This window comes from Nocardia sp. NPDC058518, assembly GCF_042719655.1.
Taxonomy (GTDB): Bacteria; Actinomycetota; Actinomycetes; order Mycobacteriales; family Mycobacteriaceae; genus Nocardia.
The window spans coordinates 57,425-78,779 of the sequence record NZ_JBHXNJ010000007.1; the positions used below are offsets into that span (position 1 = coordinate 57,425).

Consider the following 21,355-nt stretch of genomic DNA (forward strand, 5'->3'; position numbering starts at 1 on the left):
ATACGCCGAAAGCCCGCCGTCGCGGGCGGGCTTTCGGGGTATCTGCGCAGATCAGCGGCTGCTGCTGCGGCGGCTCTTCTTGCGCGGCGGCGGCAGCAGGCCCTCGGCGCGCAGGCGCGACGCGTGCTCGGCCAGCGCCTCCACCAGTGGGCCCACCTGTGCCGACTCGGGCTGCACGTCCACGCGCAGACCGAACTCGATCGCGGTCTCGGCGGTCTTCGGGCCGATGCAGGCCACGATGGTGCGAGCGTGCGGCTTGCCCGCGATGCCCACCAGGTTGCGGACCGTGGAGGACGAGGTGAACAGCACCGCGTCGAAACCGCCGGTCTTGATCATCTCGCGGGTCTCCGCGGGCGGCGGCGAGGCGCGCACCGTGCGGTAGGCGGTGACGTCGTCGATCTCCCAGCCGCGCTCACGCAGACCCTCGGCCAGGGTCTCGGTGGCGATGTCGGCGCGCGGCAGCAGCACCCGGTTCACCGGGTCGAAAACGTCGTCGTAGGGCGGGAAGTCGGCGAGCAGGCCCTCGGAGGACTGTTCGCCGCTGGGCACCAGTTCGGGGTTGATGCCGAAGGAGCGCACCTTCTCCGCGGTGGCCTCACCGACGCAGGCGATCTTCACACCGGAGAACGCGCGGGCGTCGAGACCGAACTCGGCGAACTTCTCCCACACCGCGCGCACAGCGTTGGTGGAGGTGAACACCACCCACTGGTAGCGCCCGTCGACCAGGCCCTTGACCGCCCGTTCCATCTGGGCGGGGCTACGCGGCGGCTCCACCGCGATGGTCGGCACCTCGATCGGGATCGCGCCGTGGGTGACGAGCCGCTCGCTCATCTCGCCCGCCTGATCCTTGGTGCGCGGAACGAGCACGGTCCAGCCGTAGAGGGCACGCGATTCCCACCACGACATCTTGGCGCGCTTGTCGACTTCCTTGCCGACAGTGACCACCAGTGGGCCGACCAGCTCGGAAGCGGCGTTGTTCAGCGAGGCCAGCGTGGCCTCGATGGTGCGCTGCTGACGAGTGGTGCCCCGCACGGTGACGGCGACCGGAGTCTGCGGCGCAAGACCGTGTTCCACCAGCGCGCTCGCGGTCTCGGCGAGGTGTCCCGAGGTGGCGTGCAGCACCAGCGGGCCGGGGGCGGCGGCCAGCGCCGACCAGTCGACCTCGCCGCGCACATCGGCCTCGGTGTGCCCGGAGCCGAGCGCGATGCCCGCGTAGCTGGGCACGGCCGAGCCGTTGGGCAGGCCGGGCAGCACCTCGAACACCATGTGCGAACGCGTGACGGCGTTGACCTCGTTGATCACCGAATCGGTGGTCAACGGGTCGCCGGTGACGATGCGGACCACGTCGTGACCGTTGCGCGCCTCGGCGATCAGCGTTTTGGCCACCTCGGCGGGTTCGCCGAGGGCGGGCCGCACGTCGACCGGGCTCTCGCCGTCCTCGCCCACCTCATGGGCGATGCCGATCAGGGCGAGCACGCCCTTGTCGACATCGGGATCGGTGAACGCCAGCATCGCCCGCTCGAGCACCTCACGGGCACGCACGGTCAGCAGGGCCGGGTCGCCGGGGCCGGATCCGACGAAGAGGATCCGCCCTGGTTGCTTCTTGGTAGCTCGGCTGCTGCTCATCGGTTGTTCTCCATCGGGCTGGAATTAGTGAAGTCGGTGGGCGCCGGTTCGTCTGTGACGCTCAGCAATGCGCGAGCACCCAGGTCCAGCAGTTCGCGCGCCAGCGTGCGACCGAGTTCGGCCGCGTCGCTCGGCGCGCCGACGATCGAGGCGCGCAGAACGTCGGAGCCGTCGATCGCGGCGGCACAGCCGCGCAGCGAGAGTTCGTCGAAGATCCGGCCGTCCTCGTCGATCGACTCGACGATCTCGGCGAGCGCTCCGATCGGTGCGGTGCAGCCTGCCTCGAGCTCACCGAGCAGCGAACGCTCGGCGAGCACCGCGGCTCTGGTCGCGGCATCGTCCAGACCGGCGAGTATCTCGATCAATTGCGGGTCGTCACTGCGGCATTCGACCGCGAGGGCACCCTGCGAGGGGGCGGGCAGCATCTGCACGGGTTCGAGCGATTCGGTGATCGCGTCGGTGCGCCCGATCCGGCACAGGCCGGCGCGGGCGATGACGATGGCATCGAGTTCGCCCTCGCTCACCTTGCGCAGGCGGGAGTCGATATTGCCGCGCAGCGGAAGGATGTCGAGGCCGAGACCGAGTGCGCGCAGCTGCGCGGCACGGCGCGGGGCCGAGGTTCCCACGCGGGCACCGGCGGGCAACTCGCCGAGCACCATGCCGTCGCGAGCCACCAGCGCGTCGCGCGGGTCCTCGCGAGGCGGGATCGCGGCGATGGTGAAGCGCGGGTCCTGCGCGGTGGGGAGGTCCTTATAGGAATGCACCGCGATGTCGATGCCGCCCGCGGCGAGCTCGTCGCGCAGCGCGGAGGTGAATACACCGACACCGATCTTCTGCACCGGATCCGACGACAGATCGCCCGGTGTCTTGATGACCACCAGTTCGGCGGGCTGCCCCGCCGCGATCAGCGCATCACGGATGGTGCCCGCCTGTGTCAGCGCGAGCAGGCTGCCGCGCGTGCCGATCCGCCACGGCGCACTGGTGCTGCCTGCGGTCACGGTGTCCTCTTCCTGCACTGTCGTGGTCATGCGGTTTCCTCCTGCGCATGCCCGAGCGGCGCTGCGTGGTTTCGCATGCTGCCTGTGTCGGGTCTTGACTCGGTCAAGCGTGACGGCCCATCGCCGAGGTGGCCTGCGGTGAAGTCGTCGGCCAGCGCGGACTCGCCCGCGGCGACCTCCATCGGCGCGGCAACCGCTTGTACCGCACCGGGTTTCAGTTCGAACAGCTCACGCAACGCTTCGGCGTAGCTGTCGCCGCCCGGCGTCGATGCCAGCTGTTTCACCCGCACCGTCGGCGCATGCAGCAGCTTGTCGACGACGCGGCGCACCGTGCGCGCCACCTCGTCGCGGGCCGGGTCGGCCAGGTCGGGCAGCCGCGAATCGAGGCGGAGCAGTTCGGCCTCCACCACATCGGCGGCACGCTGACGCAGTGCGGCCACCGTGGGGGTGACCTCCGCCATGCGTTGCCCGGCAAGGTATTTGGCGAGTTCGTCGGCGACGATGAGGCGCGCGGCGGCGGTGTCGTCGGCCGCGGCACCCGCGGCCGGATCGCGCTGCAGCGATTCGATGTCGATCACGGCGACGCCGGGCAGGCCTGCGACGGCGTGCTCCACGTCGCGGGGCAGGCCGAGATCGCAGAAGACCAGCGGACGCTCGGCGGCGTCGGTGCGCGCCCGGTCCGCGAGCGCGCGATGGGTGTCGGCCAGGGTCACCACGGACCCGACCGCGCCGGTACAGGTGATCACGACATCGGTGCCCGCCATGGCCTCGGTGAGCCTCGACATCTCGACCGCTTCGGCATCGACACCGTGCATGGCGCGCCCGGTCTCGGCGAGGCGCTGTGCGCGTTCGAGGGTCCGGTTGACGACGATGATGCGCCCGATCCCGGCCCGCGACAGATGCGCGACAGCGAGTCCGCCCATCGCGCCCGCACCGACCACCACCGCGGTCCGCCCGGCGAGATCGCCGACAATTCCGCGCGCCCGGTCCAGCGCCACCGACACCACCGAGGCTCCGGCCCGGTCGATCCCGGTCTCCGAATGCACCCGCTTGCCGACTCGCAACCCGTGCTGCGCCAGCTCGTGCAGCGTGCGCCCGACCGCCTGCTGCCCATCGGCGCTGGCATAGGCACTGCGAATCTGGCTGAGCACCTGCTGCTCGCCGACGACCATCGAGTCGAGACCGCTGGCGACCGCGAACAGATGCTCGGCCGCGGCTTCGCTGTAGCGCACGTACGCGTGCCTGGTCAGATCGCCCAGCGGCAGTCCGGAATGCTTGGTGAGCAGCTCGCTCACCTCACCGAGACCGCCGTGGAAGGCGTCGACCACCGCGTAGACCTCTACCCGGTTACAGGTGGAGACGATCATCGCCTCGGACACATGGCTCGAGGCGAGCAGCCGATCCACCAGCTTCGGCCGATCGGAGTCACTGATCGCGACCTTCTCCAACACCGAGACCGGGGCACTCCGATGCGAAATACCGACGAGAAGAACGCTCATGACCGCACCTCGCCGCCGCCCGGTTTCGTCATGCGCGTCCGCACGCGGTGTTGCTGATTCGCTCGCTGGCGCTCGCTCATGGCGTGATCACCGATCCCTTGGTGCTTGGCTCCGTTGCCGAGTGGGGGGTGGCCGAGTGCGGCGCGGTGCGACGCGCTGGCCTGCCACGGGCCGGTTCGACCGGTGCGGCGTGCGTGAGATGGCTTGGCGGCGGTACCCGGCGCGCGACGCGGCCGGAGCCGACCTCGGCGACCTCGGGCAGGGCGGTCGCGTCGTTGCGGGCGGCGTCGAAGGACAGCATCTGCAGTTCCATCGCCAGGTCGACGCGGCGAACCTGCACATGCGCGGGCGCGCGCAGTTCCAGTGGCGCGAAGCTCAGAATCGACGGCAGTCCGGCGGCGACGAGCCGGTCACACACGTCCTGGGCGGCCTCGTCTGGCACGGCCACCACGGCGATCGTCGGCGCGAGCGCCGGGATCTGGCCGGTCAGCTGCTCGACATCGCGCACGACGAGACCGGCGTACGACTGACCGATCACCGAAGGGTCGTTGTCGAAGATCCCGACCACGGTGAAGCCTCGTACCCCGAATCCGCCGTAACCGACCAGAGCGCGGCCCAGATTGCCCGCGCCGATCAGCACTACCCGATGTCCCTGCGACAGTCCGAGCACATCTTCGATCCTGGTGCGCAACTTGGCTACGTCATAGCCGACACCCCGCACACCGTTGGGTCCGAGGAAGGAAAGATCCTTGCGCAGCTTCGCCGAATTGACACCCGCCGCGACAGCGAGTTCCTCACTCGATACGATGACTACACCCTCGTCGGCCAACCCGGCGAGAACACGGAGATAGGTAGCGAGACGAGTCACCGTGGCCTGCGGAATGTCCCGCACAAGAGCCTTGCCGGAGACGCCACTCGGCGTCTCGTGCTGCTCTGTCACGTCGTCGGCTCCTCGTTCCGGGCCTGATCGCGGTCCGGTTCCTCTGTTTCGTTCACCGGTGTGGGTCGCTGCGATTACGAGAGCGCGACCGGTGCCATAGGGGCGGTACAAACCCGGCCACCGCCGCTGCGTGCCAGGGGCGGTGCGGATTGCGTGTCACCACCGTAACCGCTTGTGCAGGCGTTCACAAAGTCGGTGAATTCGGCCTCATTTTCCGTCGCGACCAGCGATCCGGCTCAGGTCGGCCCGCAAACGGGGCTCGTCGACGTCGAAATAGCTGTGTTCACGGCCGTTCAACAGGACCACCGGCAGGCGATCACCGTATTCGGCACGCAGTTCCGGGTCGCTGACCGCGGCTTCATCGACGTCTATGGTGGCGACCGGGAGACCGAAATCACCACAGATCGTCTGCAATTGCGCCAGTGCGGTGCTGCACAGGCCGCAACCAGCGCGAGTCAACAGGGTCACCGTCGATGTGGGATTAGTCATGAGCCCTATTTAATCCTCGAGCCCGCAGCGGGTTGTCGGTGCAGCCGGTTACTGTGGACATGGTTCGCGCGACTAGCGGAGGGTACTGGTGCCGGAACGTTCGAAGGTGACTAGGGCCGGATTCGTCGCAGGGCGATTCGGGGAGTTCCCTGCGCGGTGGCAGCCCAGCCGCCTCGGTCAGGAACTGCAGGAACAGTTCGCACGGCTGCCACGCAGCCCGTTCGGGCCGAGTGATGAAGAGCTACGCGCCAACCTGGCCGGCGAGGCAAGTGCCGACGCCGCGCTCGAGCTCCACGATGCCGAGCTCGCCGAGCAGGGTGCCGACGCGGGCCCCGAGGCCCCTCGCGACCTCACCGCCGCGGCGTTCTTCGACGTCGACAACACCCTCGTGCAGGGTGCCTCGATCGTCCACTTCGCCCGAGGGTTGGCCGCGCGCAAGTACTTCAAGACTTCCGACCTGGTCGACGTCGCCTGGAAACAGGTGAAGTTCCGGGTCACCGGCAAGGAGAACTCCTCCGACATGGTCTCCGGCCGGGAGAAGGCGCTCAGCTTCATCGCGGGCCGCCCCACCGCCGAACTCGCGGCGCTCGGCGAGGAGATCTACGACGAGATCATCGCCGACAAGATCTGGCCCGGCACCCGCGCGCTCGCCCAGATGCACCTCGACGCGGGCCAGCAGGTCTGGCTGGTCACGGCCACCCCGGTCGAGCTCGCCAACGTGATCGCCAAACGCCTCGGCCTGACCGGCGCCCTCGGCACGGTCGCCGAAAGTGTCGACGGCAAGTTCACCGGCCGCTTGGTCGGCGACATCCTGCACGGGCTGGGCAAGGCGCACGCGGTGCGCACCCTCGCCATCCGCGAAGGCCTCAACCTCAAGCGCTGCACCGCCTACTCCGACAGCCACAACGACGTTCCCATGCTGTCGCTGGTCGGCACCGCGGTCGCCATCAACCCCGACTCCGACCTGCGCGAGGTCGCGAAGAACCGTGGTTGGGAAATCCGCGACTTCCGCACCGGCCGCAAGGCAGCCAAAATCGGCGTCCCCACCGCACTCGCACTGGGCGCCGCTGGAGGCGCAGTAGCAGCGGTGGTAGCCCGCCACCGCGACAACTGAGATCGCAACCCACTGATCAGGCGAGAACGCCCGGACTCGATCCCCGACAAATAGCGAGACTCCCGGCGCGACTGCGTTTTTCACGCAGCAGCACCGGGAGTCCCAGAGCCGGGGACAGTTACCTGCCGACCCGCCCTCTCAGGGCATGACCTGCGGAATGACCTCGGGGTTCACGTGGCCGACGACGCCACCGATTATGGCACCGACGACCGCATGGGGGAGTGCGGTGAGCATGAGGCAGATCGGGTAGCCCACGCCCAACAGGATCACGGACGGGAGGCAGTTGACCAGGCTGGCGAGCGCACCGATACCGGCACCAGCGAGGGCACCGTTGACCACCGGGTCGGAGTTCGCGGCCTTCGGATCGGTCGCGACATCCTGCAACTCGGCCTCGATCACATGCGAAACCACGGGATCGGCCACCTCCGAGACAGGGACCTCGCCTGAAAGCTCGGCGTCCTGCGAAATCGCTGCGCCCGCCGGGGTGGCGGATCCGAACGAAAACTCGGCGATGGCGGTCTCGTAGCTGTCCCCCTGGACGGCTATCGCCGTGGCCGGCTGAGCCTGCTGGTCGGCGTAGGCATCCGCCGACGCGACACCACTTCCAGCGAAGGTGACCGCCACAACCACCGGCAGTGCACCGAGAAGAATATTGCGAGTTGAGCGCTTGAACATTAAGAACTCCCTCTAGACCTTTTGCCCCCCAACCCGGACCGATCGAATGTCGACCGGCTTATTAGTAATAGCCATATCGACTCAAAGGCAACTTTTGTGATCTATTTCACATTGACAGCGAGGACCAATCCGTTTCCAACCACCTGCCCAAAACTTACTAATGAGCAAGATGGCCACGTCGACGACATGGTCATGATCAGCGACCGGCCCCGCCGAGGCCGCCGACCGGGCGTTGCCAGCGCAGGACGCGAGACCGACTGCCACCGGTCGAGCTGCCGGACGACCCGCTGAATACGCGGGGAGGCGGAAACGAGCCCGCCACCGGGACAACTAGCCCATAACCACGTTCCGGCGCTTGGCCAGCAGCTTGTACAGGGTTTGCTGGATGGTCTCGCGGACCTGGTCGGTGACCTCGAACATCGTCATCGGGTCATCGGCCTCTTCCGGCTCGAACGCCGTGGTCGCGATCGGCTCACCGAACTCGATGTACCACTTCGACGGCATCGGCACCGCGCCGAGCAGTCCCAGATGCGGAAACAGCGGCGTCACCGGGAAATACGGCAGCCCGAGCAGCCGGGCCAGCGGCTTGATATCGGCCAGCTTCGGGTAGATCTCCTCGGAACCGACGATCGACACGGGAATGATCGGCACCCCGGCTCGCACCGCCGCCGACACGAAACCGCCGCGACCGAACCGCTGCAGCTTGTACCGGTCGGCGTAGTTCTTGCCGATGCCCTTGAACCCTTCCGGGAACACACCCGCGATGTGGCCCGAGCGCAGCAGCCGCTCGGCATCGGGATGGCAGGCCAGCGTGTGCCCGGCCTTGCGCGCGAGCGCACCGAGCAGCGGCATCTCGAAGATGAGATCGGCGGCCAGCAAACGCAGCGCCCGCTGATTCGGGTGCTTGTCGTGCACGGCCAATTGCAGCATCAGACCGTCGATCGGCACCGTGCCCGCGTGATTGGCGACCAACAGCGCGCCACCGACGGCGGGCACGTTCTCGATGCCGGCCACTTCGACGCGGAACCAGTAGTCGGATAACGGCCGCAGCGCGGGCAGGATGACCGATTCCAGCAGGTGCCGGTCGTAGCCGAACTCGTCGACCTGGTAGTCCCCGGTGAGCCTGCGGCGCGCGAATTCCGCGGTCCGTTCGATCTGCTCGCCGACGGCATCGCGCACGATGTCGGTCAGCGACTTCGGCGGCCGCGCGGGCATTCCCGGCCGACGCTCGCTGAGGGAGGTGACCGGCATCGCCTGCATCGGCTGATCCGGCCATCGCCGGGTCTGCGGTCGGTGTCGGGCCTCGACATTCACGTCGAGACGAATGACTTTCGCTCCCTCGTTCATGTATGCGCTCCTGAACCGGCCCCGATGAGGCCGAGCAGTTTGTGTTCCGCGGCGTCGATCCAAGCCGGATCGAAGACGGGTCGCAACGCTGCGCCCGCGATGAAATCATCGAAAGCCTGGACCGTGGTCCAGCGTGGGGTGAAACCGAGTTCGGTACGCATACGGGTGGTGTCGAGCCCGCAGCCGAAGTAGAAATAGTCGGGTTGTTCGCCACTGAATCCGCGCATGATCGGGCCCATCAGCGAGCGACCGACTGTGCGGAAGACGAAAAAGGGAACCGGGGCAACGATGCGCCCGGCTCGGCGGATCGCCTGCGACATGGCCAGCGCGCCGTCACCGGCGATATTGACCGTTCCACCGTGTGCACGCTGCGCCGCGTGCACGAGCACCGCGACCGCGTCTTCCTCGTGCAGCAATTGCAGTCGGGCTTCGCGACCCAGAACGGTCGGGGTGATCGGCGAACGCAGATATTGCACGCCCCGATCGGCCAGGCGCGGACCGACGATCGGCGCGAAACGCAGAATCGATGCGGAAATATCGGGCCTGCGCCGCGCCATTCCACGCACCAGCGCCTCGATATCGATCATGTCGCGCGCGAACCACCCCGCGGGCGGAGTGCGCGCGCCCATTTCCTCGGTGAATTTCGCCGGATCCTTGGCGCTGCAGCCGTACACCGCCGACGACGACCGCACCACCACGCGCCGCACCGACGGCGCCTTCTGACACACGGCGAGCAATTGCATCGTGCCGAGGACATTGAGATCCTTCATCACCGCGCGACCGCCACCGGCGGGCGGACGGGTGAGCACGGCCGCGTGCACCACAGTGTCGACGTCGTTGCCCTCGACGACCTTGCGGATGAGCGGATTCCTGATATCGGCGCGCACGAACTCGGCACTACCCATTTTTCGGCGGAGCTCACGGCTGGGGGTGACGGTGTCCACCGCGATGACACGTTCGACGCCGGGTTCGGCAGCCAGCCGTGCCGCGACGTTGCCACCGAAGAAGCGGCTGGCACCGGTGACCAGCACAACTCTCGGCGCGTGTCGTTCCCGTGTATCGGAACTCGTACCTGACCCCACTCAAAGCCCCCTGCTCATCGTGTTTCGCGTACCAGAGTAGCCGCATTCGCGCCACTCGCCGTCACGATCTACAAGCATTTAACGAGGATGATCCGTCCCCGCACAGTGAGATTCACAAACCCGGGCTTTTCACAGCGAGAGCCCGCCACCTTCGAAGGTGACGGGCTCGTCGCAGGCACGCTGGCTTACTTGCCGAGTTTGCGCCGCTGAACACGCGTGCGGCGAAGCAGCTTGCGGTGCTTCTTCTTCGACATACGCTTGCGGCGCTTCTTGATCACAGAACCCATAGGGTTTCCTCGCGTTCTCTCTACTCGGCATACACACGCGGTGTTCACGTGCGTCGTTTGGCGTCCGCGCCGCCGGGGCAACCGGACACCACGAACGGTGCCACCGGCAGGCGGACACGAACCAGTTGTCCATGCTACCGGGGCACCCGAGCAGCAACGAAACCGCCCTTGTACCTGGCCGAACTACGTCATCCGGCGTCGAAGTACGACGTCTCCAGGTAGTCGTGCACCGCCTTCGCGTGCACTCGGAACGAGCGTCCGACACGCACCGCGGGCAGTTCACCCGAGTGCACGAGCCGGTACACCGTCATTTTCGACACCCGCATGAGATCGGCGACTTCGGCGACGGTGAGAAACTGAGTGCCACCGCCGATCACCGTTTGCGGGGTGGCGCCGACCCGCGGAGCGGGCGAACCCGAACCACCGCCCGACGCCGATGGATTACTTGACATTCTGTTCGCAGACATCATGGCACCATTGACCTCCGGCACGCCCGCGCCGCCGGCTTCCCCACCAGCGGAACAGACACGCACGTGCTTCTACGAGCTTAGCGGGACCAGTGGGATTACTGCGACGGGTGTGAGAAATCGGTTTTCAAACCGAGTACCCGTTTGTCACTCGTTCGTTGCGCCCTGTTCGGCAGAGCGCCGCTTCGCCGCGTGTAGGGCTTCGGTGAACGTCGAGCGCAGCGCACCGCGCTCCAGCTCGCGCAGCGCCGCGGCGGTGGTGCCGCCGGGCGAGGTGACCGCGGCCCGCAGATCGGCCGGGCTCTGCCCGGTTTCGTCGAGCATGGCCGCCGATCCGATCATGGTCTGCACGACCAGTTCGGCTGCCACCTCCCTGGTGAGGCCGAGCCCGACACCGGCATCGACCATCGCCTCGACGACGAGGAAGAAGTACGCGGGCCCCGAGCCCGACACCGCGGTGACCGCGTCCATCTGCGATTCGGGCACCGTCACCACCTTGCCGACGGCTTCGAGCATCTCGCCGACCTGTTCCAGCTGCTCGGGCTTGGCATAGCGGCCGGGCGACTGCACACACATGCCCTGCCCGACCAGCATCGGGGTGTTCGACATGACGCGGACGACAGCGAAGCCCGCGGGTAGCTTCGACTCGAGCCGCGCGGTGGAGACACCGGCGGCCAGCGAGACCAGCACCTGGTCGCTACCGCTGTCCAGATCGGCCTTGGACAGGTCGGTGAGCACCGAGTCGACCACACCGGGCTTGACCGCGATGACCACGATGTCGGCACCGACCACCGCGTCGCTGACGGATCCACTCACCCGCACCTTGAAACGCTCGGCCAGCTGCGCGGCACGCGGGGCGAGCGGCTCGACGATGACCAGGTCCTTGGTCGCCCGGCCGGATTCCAACAATCCGGCCACCAGCGCCTCACCGATCCGACCGCCACCGATTACCGCAATTCTCGTCATGCGGACAAGGTTAGTTGGCCCGGTGGCCTCAGCGTGCCGCCGGGATCAGGGCTAGCTGGCGACTCTGGGCGACGACGGCACCGGTGGAGTCGATCACCAGGTGGTCCTCGTCGAACATCCGCTCACCGACCTCACGGGCGGTCGCGATGACGCGCAGCCAACCGGGCGCGGGGATGCGGCGCAGGTAGGTGGTCATCTGGACCGTCGGCGACCAGCCGAAGTGGCCGAGGTTCATCGGGACGGGCGGGCTGATGTCGGCGGCCATCATCGCGAAGGCGGCGCGCGCCCGCGGATCGGATTCGTCGCCGTCGAACGGGCGGATCCACAGCCGCAACCGGGGCGGGCCGGTCTCGCCGCGCAGGAATTCACCCCAGGTGGAGTCGATCACCATGTGGGCGCCCTGGCTGACGTGCACGATCTTGCCCATCGGCGAATCGGCGGTGTACCGGAAGGCCTGATCGCTCGGCTCGGCCGGCATGTCGGTATCGGGACCGCTCCAGCGGGTTTCCGCGGAGTCGAGGTGGCCGAAGGTGAACGCGGTCCGGACGAGGGTGCGGCCGTTCTGGATCAGATCGACGTCGGCCAGGCAGATCTGGCGGCCCTTCTTGCGGATGTGCACCGCGTATTCGACCTCGCCGGGGTCGGGGGCACCGAGGAAGTCGGTGCTGGCCGCGATGGGCGCCATCTGGGCGATGGATTCGTCGGCCTCGGTGAGCCAGCGGGTCGCCGCGGCGGCGGTGGCCGCGACCATGGTGCCGCCGTGCACCTTGGGACCGATGGTCCAGGTGGGCGCGATGACGCCGGCGTAGCGGCCGGTCTCGGCATCGGTGGTGGTGAGCTCGGTCAGGTCGAGGACCTGGCTGAACGGCGCGTCGGTCGCGAGTTCTCGCGTCATCGTCACTCCTGGTCGAGGGGCACAGCAATTCGTACAGCGTACAAGACTGTGTTTTTGGAGCGCTGGCGCGCTCGAGCGGGGCCCCTGAGGCCCCGATCTTCCCTCCCTCCGGGTACTCCTTCGTCGCACCCTCCGGTCAGTCCAGATCGGGGCGGGCCCCTTTGGGTAGGGACATACGGGGATTACGAGCCCGCGGAGGTCGGTCACGGTAGGTCGGCGTGGTGGGGCTTCGGGTCGGGGGTCGCGCCGGTGAGGTGACGGCGCGCGAATTCGAGGGTGCGCGCCAGCTGCGCGGAGCGTTCGGCGGTGGTTCGCGCGTTCTGGGTGTTGATCTCGGCGACCGCGTGGCCGCGGAAACCGGTGTCGATCAGATGTTCACACAGTTGCGCGCACGGCTGGGTGCCGTCGCCGGGCACCAGGTGCTCGTCGTGCGCGGCGCCGCGCCCGTCGGCCAGGTGCAGGTGGACCAGACCCTCCCCCATCCGGCGCGCCAGCTCGAGCGCGTCGGCGCCCGCGGTGGCGGTGTGCGAGAGGTCGAGGGTGTAGTGGTCGAAGCCGGTATCGGTCGGATCGTAGGAGGGGCTGAACGCGCTCACCGCACGTCCGGGGCCCGCGCGACGTTCCAGCCTGCGCACGGCACCGTCGCGGAACAGGGTGTCGGCCCGCATCGGGAACATGTTCTCCACGGCCACCTTGACCGGGTGATGGGCCTCGAGCTCACCGACCTGATCGGCGAATCCCCTGGCGTAGCGGCGTTGCCAGCGAAACGGCGGGTGCACCACCACGGTGTCGGCGCCGAGCGCTTCCGCGGTGCGCACGCTGCGTTCCAGCTTGGCTACCGGGTCGGCGCCCCACACCCGTTGGGAGATCAGCAGACACGGCGCGTGCACGGCCAGCACCGGGACGCCGTAGCGCTTCGCGTAGGACTGCACGGTCGCGATGTCCTGGCTGGCGGGCTCGGCCCAGACCATCAATTCCACACCGTCGTAACCCAATTCGGCGGCATAACGGAACGCCGCCTGCGTGTTCTCCGGATACACCGAGGCCGTCGACAGCCCGATCGCGATGTCCGCCCGTGCGTTCCCCACAGCCCACTCCCTGTATTCAGCTGGTACTGAGGAGAAAGGCTAGCGGTCCGAGCGTCACGAAGACGCCTACGACGACGGCGATCACAGTGCTGAAGATGTCGTCGGTACGGCGCAGGATGCGAACCAGCGCCACCAGGCCGAGGATCACCACCATCGCCAGGGCAAGCGCTACCCACGGCAGCGTTTCCCACATCGTCTCGAAGCCCTTGAACAGCAACATTCCGGCGATCGCCGCGCCCGCGCTCTGCGCACCCAGGATCATCCACTGGCGGCGGTTGTCGTTGCCGCCACCGCCGCGCGCCATGCTCGAAACCCGGGCGGCGCGGCTCGCTACCGACCCGCCCGCACGATTGCCCGACAGCCGGCTCGCGGCCCGCGACTCGGCACGGCCCGCGGTCTTCGATTTGACGCGGTCCGCCACCTTCGACGCCCGGCCCGCCACCTTCGCCGCGGCGGCTTTGGTCGCCGCGCGCCTGCTCGCCCTGGTCGGCTTCGGTTCGTAGTCGTCGTCGTAGTCGTCGTCATCGTCGAACGCCGCGTCGTCGTCGTAATCGGATTCGGCGTAGTCGGCGTCGGAGTAGTCGTTGTCGGCGTAGTCGCGGTCGACGTAATCGGACTCGGCGTAGTCGTCGGTGTCCTCGTCATCGGTCTGGTTCGCGCCGACGCGATGCACGATCTCGGTGTGCGCGTCGGCGCCACGATCGGCTCGCTGCCGCAGCAGATCCCCGGCCACCGACTGCCCGGACACCAGCGGCTGCTCCTGGCTGACCGGCGACCACGCGGCCGTCGGGAACCCACCGCTCTCCGGTGCGGGCGCTGACTTGTCCGGACGATGCCTGCGCGCCGACCACGACGGCAGCCCGCCGGACTTCGGCTCCCCCCGCCTGCGATCCAGCGACGGGCGCTGATCCGCGCCGCGTGCCGGTGGGGCATCGACACCCGGCGCGAGGTTGTAGGCCTGTGTGGCGTCGGCATTCGGCGGATACCCGTTGAACCCCGGCGCCGGAGGCTGTCCGTTGAAACCCGGCGTCGACTCGGGGAGCCCGTTACGACCCGACCCGTTGAAACCTCGCGCCGGCTCGGTGCCCTGGCGCCCGTTGATGCCCGGCGCGGGCCTACCGTCGAACGACTCGCCCGGTCTGCCGTTGAACCCCGGTGCGGGCCGGCTGTCGAAGGCGCCCCGGCGCTCATCGAAACCCGATCCGGTGCGGCTGTCGAAACCGCCGATATCGGGGAGATCGTCGAGTCCGCGCGACTGCCCCGGACGACCCATGAATGCCTGCGGCGCGTCGATGCCCGCCTCGTACAGCGGCGCGTCGAACGCCGGACGCGGCGCCGGGCTCGGCTCCATGGCCTCTTCCGCGGCTTCGGCCGCTTCGGCGGCCCGCCTGCGCGCCGCCCGTCCACCGGTTACCGGCGGCGGCTTCGGCGGCTCGGGATACGGGGCGACATCGGGCTCTTCCGGCCGATGTCGTCTGCCTCCACCGACCGCGGGCAGCGCACCGGAGCCGAACATCTCGGCGATACCGGGATCGACCGGCTGTGCGGGACCCCCTGGCACGCCGAGTCGGCCCGGACCGCGTCCCGCACGGGAACCCGCATCGCGGGCTTCGGCCCGGAACGGCCCGAACGGATCCGACGCCGGTCGCTGCTCGGCAAGACCGAGTGGATCGGGCGCGGAGTACCCCGCATCGGGGTCGAATCGAGTGATCGGGCCCGACATCGGCGAGAAGGCCGGTTCGGCCGGACCGGGCGGCGGGTAGGGCGCGGGCTGGTAACTCGCGGGCGGTTCGTAACTCGGCGCGGGCTCCGGCGCGTAGGCAGGTGGTGGTACGTAGGCGGGTGGCGGTTCCGGCGCCGGTGGCGCGGGCGCGGCATGCGAGTTCGGTTTCACCGCCGCGTTCTCGCCGGTCAGATCGTTGACCGAGAGCCCGCGCCCACTGCGCCGCCGTCGTCCACCGCCGCCCGAAGCAGCGGGTGCGGCCCCCTGCGCGGCATTGCGAGCTAGCAGCTCGGCGACCGATAGCTGCTTAGAATCCTCACTGCTCATGCCGACTCCACTTCCACGACCGGCGTGACCGGCGGTACCGCGGCCGGTCCACCTCCGTTGGGCTCGGAGTCCAGTTTGCGCAAGATCAGGCCTTCGCGCAGCGCCCATGGGCAGATTTCGATGCTGTCGAGCGACAACGCCCGCATACTCGCCTCCGCGACCAATGCTCCGGCCACCAATTGCTGGGACCGGTCCGAACTCACGCCTTCCAGTTCCGCGCGGTCCGAGGCGGTCATCCGGGAGATGAACGCGATCAGCTGGCGCAGACCGGAGCTGGTGAGTGTACGTCGCACCCGTGGGCCCGCGGCCGAGGGTGCCGCGCCGGTCAGCCGGGCCAGCGAACGGAATGTCTTCGAGGTACCGACAGCCAGGTCGGGTTTTCCGGGCTCGACGAGGGTCTTGGACGGGACGACCAACTCGGCGTCGAGCCAGTCCCGCAGGACCGCGATCTTGCGCTTGCCCGGCGGGTCGTCGCGCAGCCACTCCCTGGTGAGCCTGCCCGCACCGAGTTGCAGCGACAGCGCCACATCGGGTTCCTCGTCACCACCGTTGGACAGCTCGAGCGAGCCGCCGCCGATGTCGAGATTCATGATCCGCCCCGCGCTCCAGCCGAACCAGCGGCGCACCGCGAGGAACGTCAGGCGGGCCTCGTCCTCGCCGGTGAGCACCTGCAGATCGACCCCGGTCGTGAACCTGACCCGAGCGAGCACTTCCTCGGAATTGGTCGCCTCACGCAGAGCCGAGGTAGCGAACGGCATCAGCTCGACGCACTTGGAATTGCGGGCCAGATCGGCGAACTCGAGGATGGTCGCGATCAGTCGCGCCTCGCCCTCTTCGGTGATCCGCCCCATCGAATCCATGCTCTCCGACAGGCGCAAAGCCGACTTCGACGAGCTCATCGGCATCGGGTGGCCACCACGATGGGCGTCCACCACGAGCAGGTGGACGGTATTGCTTCCGACATCGAGAACACCAAGCCGCACACGAATACGGTACTTGGTGATCCGGTACAACAGGCCAGGCGACTGAACTGTTAGCGTCAAGAGTTGTGACCGAAGGCGCATCTGGCACCGCGGAGACCGGGCTCCGACCTGGGCGAAAGATCGATCCGGCCCCGGAGGTCGAGCTCGATTTCCCACGGGAGTGGATCGAGTTCACCGACCCAGCAAACGACGAGCACCAGATCGTCGCCGATCTGACGTGGCTGCTGTCGCGCTGGACATGTGTGTTCGGCACGCCCGCCTGCCAGGGCATCATCGCCGAACGCCCCGACGACGGCTGCTGCTCACACGGCGCCTTCCTCGCCGACAAGGACGACCGCAAGCGCCTCAACGGCGCTGTGAAGATGCTCACACCCGATGACTGGCAGCTGATGGGCGAGGCCACCGAGAACGGCAAGGTCGTCAAGAAGGGTTACCTCGAACTCGACGAACTCGAGGACGAACCGGCCCTGCGCACCCGCCGCTTCGACGGTGCCTGCATCTTCCTCAACCGCCCCGGTTTCGCGGCGGGCCCCGGTTGCGCGCTGCACATCATGGCCGTGCGCAAGGGCATCGAACCCCTCGAGGTGAAGCCGGACGTGTGCTGGCAGCTGCCGATCCGGCGAACCCAGGATTGGGTGGAACGCCCCGACGGCGTGCAGATCCTGCGCACCGTGGTCACCGAATACGACCGGCGCGGCTGGGGCCCCGGCGGCCTGGATCTGGATTGGTACTGCACCGGCTCCCCCGACGCCCACGTGGGCGCGAAGCCGGTCTGGCAGTCTTACGGCCCGGAACTGCGTGAGCTGCTCGGTGCGCCCGCATACGACGAACTCGCCAAGCACTGCCGTCGACGCGAGGGCCTCGGCCTGGTCGCGGTGCATCCGGCGACGGTCGAAGCCGAGCGGATGAATCCCGAATCTCACAGATCGGATCACGCGGAGTGAAAGCCTCGTAACCATTAGGTTCACCTGTAGGTCGTGCATCCGTCACCGAACTCGGGTTGGATAGCTGTTCATGTCCAAGAAAGCGATCTACGCAGCGACCCTCGCGATCGGCGCGACCCTCTCCATGACCGGCCTGGCCAATGCCGAACCGAACGGTGACCCGGCCGCGTACGCGGACTTCACGGCCGACTTCGTGAACTACAGCGACCCGGCTGCGATCGACGCCGCCAAGAACGGCAAATACATCATCATCAGCACGAAGGGCACCTCCTCGCCCATCGGCTGCCGCGGCAACGGCACCGACGTGCCGATCTACGACTGCAAGCAGTTCGACGGCGTGGAAGTTGTCGCCCTGAAGAAGATCGAAACCCCTCTGGGCACCGCATGGAGCGTGCTCTGACCGCCTCTCCGCGACTCTTGGCCAGATCTAGGTGCGGGGAGAGTCGGGCACGCGGCCGGCGGCAGCGTCGTTAGCTGAGTTGGCTCGTGCCCGGTGAGTTACCCATGTTCTTGCTAGATCAGCCATTCCGTTTATGAACGAAAAGATCCCGCCGGTGCGCCGGCGGGATCTTTTGGGTGTGGGGGGGGGTGGTGTCAGGCTTCGAGCTTGTAGCCCAGGCCTCGCACGGTTACCAGGTGTTCTGGTTTGGCCGGGTCTGCTTCGATCTTCGAGCGCAGGCGCTTGACGTGTACGTCGAGGGTTTTGGTGTCGCCCACGTAGTCGGCGCCCCAGACGCGGTCGATCAGCTGGCCGCGGGTGAGTACGCGGCCGGAGTTGCGGAGCAGGTATTCGAGCAGGTCGAACTCCTTGAGCGGCAGGGTGACCTGTCCACCGTTGACGTGCACGGTGTGGCGGTCCACATCCATTCGCACCGGTCCGGCCTCGAGCACGCCGTTCTCGCTGCCGGAGTCGAGCTCGTCACCGGCGCCGCGGCGCAGCACGGCCCGGATCCGCGCGATCAGCTCGCGGGCCGAGTACGGCTTGGTGACGTAGTCGTCGGCGCCCAGTTCCAGGCCGACGACCTTGTCGATCTCGCTGTCGCGCGCGGTCACCATGATCACCGGTACGCCGCTGCGCGTGCGCAGCTGCTTGCACACGTCGGTGCCGCTCATGCCGGGCAGCATCAGGTCCAGCAGCACGATATCGGCGCCCGAGCGGTCGAATTCGGCCAGCGCGGACGGGCCGTCGCCGACGACGGTGACGTCGAAGCCTTCCTTGCGAAGCAGGAACGCCAGCGGCTCGGCCAGCGAATCCTCGTCTTCGACGATCAACACACTCGTCATCTGCGTGCCTCCACACCGTTCGTTCGTCCCGCGAGAGTGCGCGGGACGGTGGTTTCTCTCGTGGTGGACTCCGGCGTCTGTTCCGCGTCCTCGTCCCCATCGGTTTCCAGATGGGCGGGGATGCGCAGCGTGAACGTCGAGCCGGTGCCCAGTTTGCTCCACAGGGTGATCTCGCCGTTGTGATTGGCCGCCACGTGTTTCACGATGGCCAAGCCGAGCCCGGTGCCGCCGGTCGATCGGGAGCGGGCCTTGTCGGAGCGGAAGAACCGCTCGAACACCCGTTCCTGGTCTTCCTTGGCGATCCCGATGCCACGATCGGTGACCGCCATCGCGACATGATCGCCGCGCAGCGACCGGCTCACCGACACGTGCGAACCCTGTGGCGAATACGCGATCGCATTCTCCACCAGATTCGACAGCGCGGTAACCAGCAACGTTTCGTCGCCCAGCACCTCCAGCCCACTTGGCCGGTCGGTGCTGACGGTGATGCCCGCGGCCTCGGCGGCGGTGCGCGAGCGGTCGACCGCCTGCTGCACCACCGTGTCGACGTCGACCACGGCCAGATCGGGCAGTTTCTCGGCGCCCTGCAAGCGCGACAGCGCGATCAGCTCGGTCACCATCTTGCCAAGGCGCCGCGATTCCCCGAGCACACGGGAACCGAAGTGGCGCACGGCCTCGGGATCGTCGGCCGATTCCAGCATGGCCTCGGCCAGCAGGCTCATCGCGCCGACGGGGGTCTTGAGTTCGTGGCTGACGTTGGCGACGAAGTCGCGCCGCGTCGCCTCCATGCGGGCCTGCTCGGAATCGTCGTCGGCGAACAGGACGACGAAGCTGGTTTCCTCGCGGGAGAGTTTGCGGGCCACGCCACGCACAGCGATCCGGCCGCGACCGGGTAGCGGGTTCTTGGCGGTGAGGTCGTACTCCGCGGATTCGCCGGTCGCGAGGACCTTCTCCACGGCCGCCCACGCGCGTTCGTCGAGCAGCCGGTTGCGGACCAGGCCGAGTTCCTCGGCGCGCGGATTCACGAGCACCACATCGCGGTATTCGTCGACCACGGCGATGCCGGATTCGGACGCGAGCACGATCAGGTCGAGCACCTGCGACATGGTCAGCCCGGTGTCTTCCTGGGTACGGGCGGCTTGCCTGGCATTGACGAACGGGATCAGCAGGCCCCCGACTGCCAGCCCGACGACAGCCGCGAGGACTGCCAACAGCACTGCCTGCGGAACACTCACAAGATTGATCGTACGAGTGCGGACCGACATAACGTCGGCGGGTCGACGAAGTTTCGCGCAGGTCACAGGCACTTGGCATGGCGTTCTTTTGCCGTTCACCCGGCGGGCACCTGGACCTTCGCCGGGCGTGTCAGTCCGGCGGTTCGCCGTACATCGCGGTGGTCACCGCGGACCCGTGCCGGTCGACCCATGCGCCGAGCGCATAAATCGGAACGAGCAGATCGCGGCCCACTTCGGTGAGTTCGTATTCGACGCGCGGTGGCGATTCCGCATACCGGCGCCTGCGTACGAGCGCCATCCGCTCCATCCGCCGCAACGTCTGCGTCAGCATCTTCTGGCTGATCCCGCCCGCACCCGCGCGAAGTTCGCTGTGACGTAGCGGACCATCGCGCAGCAGGTACACCAGCACCGGCAGCCACGAATTCGCGAACAGATCCACCGCCATCCGCGCCGGACAGTCGGCCTCGTAGGCACCGTAGGGCGGGTACTGCACCGGTTCGGCGGTGGTCATGGGTCCCAGCGTGCCACCGCCGAAAGGCACCCGCAGGTGCCTTTCGGCCTTTCTAGCGTCGATGTGGTCGATGCCACCGGGCTCGGCACCTGCCACTAGGAGTTCTCATGCGAATCGGAATCATCGGCGCCGGCGCGATGGCGGCCGCGTTGGGCGGCGGATGGGCCGCGGCCTGCCACGAGGTAAGTATCGGCGCCCGCTCGGCCGACTCGGCGCGTGCGCTCGCCGCCGAGATCACCGCGGCGCACGGCGACGTGCACGCGGCGACCATCGATGCGGCGATCGCCTTCGCCGACGTGGTGCTGTTGGCGGTGCCGGTAAGCGCACTCACCGAACTGCTCAGCGCACACGGCCCCGACCTGGCCGGGAAAATCGTCATCGATTGCACGAACGCGTTCCTTCCCGACGAATCGGCGCCCGAGGGCGTGACCGCGTTCGTGCTGAGCGAGGACGCGGTGGCCGAACGAATCGCCACCGCCGCCCCGAAAGCCCACGTGGTCAAGGCCTTCAACCTGCTCGCCGCCGAGGTCTGGGCGGGCACCGACCGGGTCTTCGACGGTGCGCGCCTTGCCGTCCCGATCTGTGGCGACGACGTCGAGGCAGTACGGACAGTGGCCCGTCTCGCCGAAGATCTTGCCCTGCGACCGTTCCCCGCCGGCGGCTTGCACCGGGCCAGATACCTGGAGGCGACCTCGGTCTTCACCGTCGGCCTCTGGTTCGGCGGTCTCGACGCCCGCGCCATGCTGCCACCGCTGTGGGGGGGGGGGGGGGGCCCCCCCCCCCGGAAAAACCCCAATTTCATGGGGAGGCCGGGGTGGCGGCCTGCCCAGGCAAACCACAAACCCCCCGCCCCCGGGCCCGCGCGACCGCGGCCC

At 68.0% G+C, this 21,355-nt stretch carries 21 protein-coding genes and 1 pseudogene; 4 read left to right on the plus strand and 18 right to left on the minus strand.

Going from position 1 to position 21,355, the window contains the following annotated elements:
- Window positions 1-51 precede the first annotated feature (51 nt).
- The 5 genes from ACFWPX_RS14890 to ACFWPX_RS14910 form a co-directional block, all read right to left on the minus strand.
- Window positions 52-1,626, minus strand: coding sequence for a uroporphyrinogen-III synthase (locus ACFWPX_RS14890; RefSeq protein ID WP_378913192.1), 1,575 nt, complete (start codon window positions 1,624-1,626; stop codon window positions 52-54).
- Window positions 1,623-2,654: a hydroxymethylbilane synthase gene (gene hemC, locus ACFWPX_RS14895; protein ID WP_378913191.1), complete on the minus strand. Its 1,032-nt coding sequence runs from the start codon at window positions 2,652-2,654 to the stop codon at window positions 1,623-1,625. Before hemC ends, ACFWPX_RS14890 begins: the two co-directional genes overlap by 4 nt.
- The gene (locus tag ACFWPX_RS14900; protein ID WP_378913189.1) at window positions 2,651-4,123 is read right to left on the minus strand and encodes a glutamyl-tRNA reductase; all 1,473 of its coding nucleotides are present in this window, start codon (window positions 4,121-4,123) and stop codon (window positions 2,651-2,653) included. Before ACFWPX_RS14900 ends, hemC begins: the two co-directional genes overlap by 4 nt.
- A gap of 76 nt (window positions 4,124-4,199) precedes the next feature.
- A complete protein-coding gene (locus ACFWPX_RS14905; protein WP_378913188.1) occupies window positions 4,200-5,063 on the minus strand; it encodes a redox-sensing transcriptional repressor Rex in 864 nt (287 codons plus the stop codon).
- A gap of 207 nt (window positions 5,064-5,270) precedes the next feature.
- Complete coding sequence (locus ACFWPX_RS14910; protein ID WP_378913187.1) at window positions 5,271-5,552, minus strand: glutaredoxin family protein; 282 nt, start codon at window positions 5,550-5,552, stop codon at window positions 5,271-5,273.
- A gap of 88 nt (window positions 5,553-5,640) precedes the next feature.
- Between ACFWPX_RS14910 and ACFWPX_RS14915 the strand changes: the two genes are divergently transcribed.
- A complete protein-coding gene (locus tag ACFWPX_RS14915) occupies window positions 5,641-6,666 on the plus strand; it encodes an HAD family hydrolase (RefSeq protein WP_378913186.1) in 1,026 nt (341 codons plus the stop codon).
- 138 nt (window positions 6,667-6,804) lie between these two features.
- On the opposite strand, the gene ACFWPX_RS14920 is transcribed toward ACFWPX_RS14915, so the two are convergent.
- The 10 genes and pseudogenes from ACFWPX_RS14920 to ACFWPX_RS14965 all read right to left on the minus strand — a co-directional run bounded on the left by ACFWPX_RS14920 (window position 6,805) and on the right by ACFWPX_RS14965 (window position 16,506).
- Window positions 6,805-7,341: a hypothetical protein gene (locus tag ACFWPX_RS14920; protein ID WP_378927852.1), complete on the minus strand. Its 537-nt coding sequence runs from the start codon at window positions 7,339-7,341 to the stop codon at window positions 6,805-6,807.
- A 330-nt stretch (window positions 7,342-7,671) separates the two neighbouring features.
- On the minus strand, window positions 7,672-8,688 hold the full coding sequence (locus ACFWPX_RS14925) for a lysophospholipid acyltransferase family protein (protein WP_378927853.1): 1,017 nt from the start codon (window positions 8,686-8,688) through the stop codon (window positions 7,672-7,674).
- On the minus strand, window positions 8,685-9,719 hold the full coding sequence (locus tag ACFWPX_RS14930; protein ID WP_378913183.1) for an NAD-dependent epimerase/dehydratase family protein: 1,035 nt from the start codon (window positions 9,717-9,719) through the stop codon (window positions 8,685-8,687). Before ACFWPX_RS14930 ends, ACFWPX_RS14925 begins: the two co-directional genes overlap by 4 nt.
- Window positions 9,720-9,955: 236 nt before the next feature.
- Window positions 9,956-10,057, minus strand: a complete 102-nt coding sequence (locus ACFWPX_RS14935) for a 30S ribosomal protein bS22 (protein WP_003402602.1) — start codon at window positions 10,055-10,057, stop codon at window positions 9,956-9,958.
- Between the two features lie 188 nt (window positions 10,058-10,245).
- Entirely contained in the window at window positions 10,246-10,527 is a 282-nt protein-coding gene (locus ACFWPX_RS14940) for a helix-turn-helix domain-containing protein (RefSeq protein ID WP_228537168.1), read from the minus strand.
- Window positions 10,528-10,671: 144 nt separating this feature from the next.
- Window positions 10,672-11,490, minus strand: a complete 819-nt coding sequence (gene proC / locus ACFWPX_RS14945) for a pyrroline-5-carboxylate reductase (protein ID WP_378913182.1) — start codon at window positions 11,488-11,490, stop codon at window positions 10,672-10,674.
- Between the two features lie 28 nt (window positions 11,491-11,518).
- Entirely contained in the window at window positions 11,519-12,385 is an 867-nt protein-coding gene (locus tag ACFWPX_RS14950; protein ID WP_378927854.1) for a thioesterase family protein, read from the minus strand.
- 203 nt (window positions 12,386-12,588) lie between these two features.
- Window positions 12,589-13,473: a sugar phosphate isomerase/epimerase family protein gene (locus tag ACFWPX_RS14955; RefSeq protein WP_378927855.1), complete on the minus strand. Its 885-nt coding sequence runs from the start codon at window positions 13,471-13,473 to the stop codon at window positions 12,589-12,591.
- Between the two features lie 16 nt (window positions 13,474-13,489).
- Window positions 13,490-13,708 (minus strand): annotated as a pseudogene (locus tag ACFWPX_RS14960) (hypothetical protein); the annotation flags it as partial.
- 1,811 nt (window positions 13,709-15,519) lie between these two features.
- On the minus strand, window positions 15,520-16,506 hold the full coding sequence (locus ACFWPX_RS14965; protein WP_378927856.1) for a hypothetical protein: 987 nt from the start codon (window positions 16,504-16,506) through the stop codon (window positions 15,520-15,522).
- A 65-nt stretch (window positions 16,507-16,571) separates the two neighbouring features.
- On the opposite strand from ACFWPX_RS14965, the gene ACFWPX_RS14970 reads away from it, so the two are divergent.
- Both ACFWPX_RS14970 and ACFWPX_RS14975 read left to right on the plus strand, forming a co-directional pair.
- Complete coding sequence (locus ACFWPX_RS14970; protein WP_378913178.1) at window positions 16,572-17,450, plus strand: hypothetical protein; 879 nt, start codon at window positions 16,572-16,574, stop codon at window positions 17,448-17,450.
- Between the two features lie 70 nt (window positions 17,451-17,520).
- Window positions 17,521-17,850, plus strand: coding sequence for a hypothetical protein (locus ACFWPX_RS14975; protein WP_378913177.1), 330 nt, complete (start codon window positions 17,521-17,523; stop codon window positions 17,848-17,850).
- A gap of 194 nt (window positions 17,851-18,044) precedes the next feature.
- Here the strand turns inward: ACFWPX_RS14975 and ACFWPX_RS14980 are convergent, their stop codons facing one another.
- The 3 genes from ACFWPX_RS14980 to ACFWPX_RS14990 form a co-directional block, all read right to left on the minus strand.
- Window positions 18,045-18,734, minus strand: coding sequence for a response regulator transcription factor (locus tag ACFWPX_RS14980; RefSeq protein ID WP_056814516.1), 690 nt, complete (start codon window positions 18,732-18,734; stop codon window positions 18,045-18,047).
- A complete protein-coding gene (locus ACFWPX_RS14985) occupies window positions 18,731-19,969 on the minus strand; it encodes a cell wall metabolism sensor histidine kinase WalK (protein WP_056816211.1) in 1,239 nt (412 codons plus the stop codon). Before ACFWPX_RS14985 ends, ACFWPX_RS14980 begins: the two co-directional genes overlap by 4 nt.
- Before the next feature lie 130 nt (window positions 19,970-20,099).
- Complete coding sequence (locus tag ACFWPX_RS14990) at window positions 20,100-20,480, minus strand: winged helix-turn-helix transcriptional regulator (protein ID WP_378927857.1); 381 nt, start codon at window positions 20,478-20,480, stop codon at window positions 20,100-20,102.
- A gap of 107 nt (window positions 20,481-20,587) precedes the next feature.
- On the opposite strand from ACFWPX_RS14990, the gene ACFWPX_RS14995 reads away from it, so the two are divergent.
- Window positions 20,588-21,355, plus strand: a 768-nt coding sequence (locus tag ACFWPX_RS14995; protein ID WP_378927858.1) for an NADPH-dependent F420 reductase, incomplete at its 3' end; no start/stop codon positions are given.

Coding starts and splice junctions, on each gene's coding strand:
- ACFWPX_RS14890 (WP_378913192.1), bottom strand. CDS start 1,626: ATGAGCAGCAGCCGAGCTACCAAGAAGCAACCAGGGCGGATCCTCTTC.
- hemC (WP_378913191.1), bottom strand. CDS start 2,654: ATGACCACGACAGTGCAGGAAGAGGACACCGTGACCGCAGGCAGCACC.
- ACFWPX_RS14900 (WP_378913189.1), bottom strand. CDS start 4,123: ATGAGCGTTCTTCTCGTCGGTATTTCGCATCGGAGTGCCCCGGTCTCG.
- ACFWPX_RS14910 (WP_378913187.1), bottom strand. CDS start 5,552: ATGACTAATCCCACATCGACGGTGACCCTGTTGACTCGCGCTGGTTGC.
- ACFWPX_RS14920 (WP_378927852.1), bottom strand. CDS start 7,341: ATGTTCAAGCGCTCAACTCGCAATATTCTTCTCGGTGCACTGCCGGTG.
- ACFWPX_RS14925 (WP_378927853.1), bottom strand. CDS start 8,688: ATGAACGAGGGAGCGAAAGTCATTCGTCTCGACGTGAATGTCGAGGCC.
- ACFWPX_RS14935 (WP_003402602.1), bottom strand. CDS start 10,057: ATGGGTTCTGTGATCAAGAAGCGCCGCAAGCGTATGTCGAAGAAGAAG.
- ACFWPX_RS14940 (WP_228537168.1), bottom strand. CDS start 10,527: ATGATGTCTGCGAACAGAATGTCAAGTAATCCATCGGCGTCGGGCGGT.
- proC (WP_378913182.1), bottom strand. CDS start 11,490: ATGACGAGAATTGCGGTAATCGGTGGCGGTCGGATCGGTGAGGCGCTG.
- ACFWPX_RS14950 (WP_378927854.1), bottom strand. CDS start 12,385: ATGACGCGAGAACTCGCGACCGACGCGCCGTTCAGCCAGGTCCTCGAC.
- ACFWPX_RS14975 (WP_378913177.1), top strand. CDS start 17,521: ATGTCCAAGAAAGCGATCTACGCAGCGACCCTCGCGATCGGCGCGACC.
- ACFWPX_RS14980 (WP_056814516.1), bottom strand. CDS start 18,734: ATGACGAGTGTGTTGATCGTCGAAGACGAGGATTCGCTGGCCGAGCCG.
- ACFWPX_RS14990 (WP_378927857.1), bottom strand. CDS start 20,480: ATGACCACCGCCGAACCGGTGCAGTACCCGCCCTACGGTGCCTACGAG.